Source organism: Shimia sp. (assembly GCF_041624275.1).
In the GTDB taxonomy this organism is placed as follows: Bacteria; Pseudomonadota; Alphaproteobacteria; order Rhodobacterales; family Rhodobacteraceae; genus Shimia.
In genome coordinates this window covers 1-2,188 of sequence record NZ_JBFJVE010000299.1, presented here as the reverse complement: position 1 = coordinate 2,188, position 2,188 = coordinate 1, and the positions used below count along the sequence as shown (strand labels likewise).

The 2,188-nt window shown below is 64.7% G+C and carries 2 protein-coding genes; both read left to right on the top strand.

Annotated elements, in window-relative coordinates; genetic code table 11:
* The coding region (locus ABZD10_RS15370; RefSeq protein ID WP_372887865.1) for a hypothetical protein at positions 1-1,029 on the top strand (1,029 nt) is incomplete at its 5' end.
* A gap of 76 nt (positions 1,030-1,105) precedes the next feature.
* A partial coding sequence (gene gatB, locus ABZD10_RS15365; protein ID WP_372887863.1) for an Asp-tRNA(Asn)/Glu-tRNA(Gln) amidotransferase subunit GatB occupies positions 1,106-2,188 on the top strand: 1,083 nt, incomplete at its 3' end.

Here is a 2,188-nt window from a genome sequence, read left to right as displayed (position 1 = left end):
GACCGGACCCGAATGGCCACCGCCGGCGGCACCCCCCTGGCCGAGCTGATGGCCTATGGCGCGCGCGCCGATGTGGTCGGCGCCGCCGAACATGCGCTGCTGCATGGCCGGCCGGCCCCCGATTGCGATTTCATTTCCGGCATCGAAGCGATGGAAACCGTGCTGATGGAGCGCCCCGGCTGCTATGCGACGGCGCTGATCGTGGCGCATATGCATATCGACATCGGATGGGCATGGCGCGGCACCGCCGGAAACGAGTCCATGAGCGACCTCAACCGCGAGGCCTTCGAAGCCCATTTCGCCCGTGCCGCCGAAATTCTTGCCGAACATTGCCCCGATGAAACCCGGTCGGCGGCCCTGCTGGCGGCCCGCTGCGCCCTGCTGCCCGGCCGCGAAGACCCCGGCTTTAGGCTGATCCGCGAATTCGAATCGCTGTTTGCCGCTGATCCGCACAACCCGCGCCACATGCGCAGCCTCGGCAATTACCTGCTGCCGCGCTGGTATGGCGATTTCGACCGGCTCGACCTCGAGGCCCGGCGCGCTGCGGCGACCTTTCAGGAGGTCTGGGGCAATGGCGCCTATGCCTGGGTCTGGTTCGACGCGCTTCTGGTCGATCCGGACGGGTTCGATCATGTCGAGGCCGAGTATTTCCTTGACGGTCTGGGCGACATCCTGGCCCGCCGCCCCGATCAATATACCGCCAACCTGCTTGCCGCGCATCTCTACAAGAGCTGGCAGATCACCCGCGACCGCCATCGGGCGAACGGCCGCCACCCCGATCTGGCCCCAAGGCTGCGGACCGGCTTCGAAACCCTCGTGCGCGACCACCTGCGCGAATTGCACCCGCTGGTCTGGGGCCATGCCGAGATCGGTTTCGAGAACACCGCGCGGCTGATCTCGCCGCAGCGCCTCGCCCGCAAGGGGCATCAGACCGGCCTCGCCGCCGTTGCCATGCCCTTCCTCAAGAGCCTTCAGGACGGCCATGCGGTGCAGTTCTCGCCCGATGGGATCAGCCAAATCCGGCTCTGAGCGCCTCCCGCCCCCTTGCTCCGGCCGGCGCCCTGCCCTAGAACGCCGTGCAGTTGCGTTTCAAGGAGTTCGGCAGATGCTCGACCTGACATATGACAGCCCCAAGCCCAAGGTGATCGCGGGCGCCAAACATGACTGGGAACTGGTCATCGGCATGGAGGTGCATGCTCAGGTCTCGACCAATGCCAAGCTGTTCTCGGGCGCCTCGACGAAATTCGGCGCCGAGCCCAACAGCAATGTGGCCTTCGTCGACGCCGGCATGCCGGGGATGCTGCCGGTGATCAACGAGGAATGCGTCGCCCAGGCGGTGCGCACCGGGCTTGGTCTCAAGGCAGAAATCCACCTCAACTCGGCCTTCGACCGCAAGAACTATTTCTATCCCGACCTACCACAGGGCTATCAGATCTCGCAGCTTTACCACCCGATCGTCGGCGAGGGCGAAGTGCTGGTGGAACTGGGCGACGGCACCGCGCGCACCGTGCGCATCGAGCGCATCCACCTCGAGCAGGACGCCGGCAAGTCGATCCACGACATGGACCCCAACATGTCCTTTGTCGATCTCAACCGCACCGGCGTGGCGCTGATGGAGATCGTCTCGCGCCCCGACATCCGCGGCCCCGAAGAGGCCGCCGCCTATATCGCCAAGCTGCGCCAGATCATGCGCTATCTGGGCACCTGCGACGGCAACATGCAGAACGGCAACCTGCGCGCCGACGTCAACGTGTCGATCTGCCGTCCCGGCGCCTACGAGAAATACATGGCGACCCAAGATTTCTCGCATCTGGGCACCCGCTGCGAGATCAAGAACATGAACTCGATGCGCTTTATCCAGCAGGCGATCATGATCGAGGCCGAGCGCCAGATCCGCATCGTCGAAGGGGGCGGAAAAGTCGATCAGGAAACCCGCCTTTACGACCCGGACAAGAACGAAACCCGCTCGATGCGCTCCAAGGAAGAGGCGCATGATTACCGCTATTTCCCCGATCCCGACCTGCTGCCGCTCGAGATCGAGCAGGCCTGGGTCGACGAGATCGCCGGCAAGCTGCCGGAACTGCCCGACGCCAAGAAGGCGCGTTTCATCGACAGCTTCGGGCTCAGCGATTATGACGCCAGCGTTCTGACCGCAGATGCCGAAAGCGCCGCCTATTTCGAGGCCGTG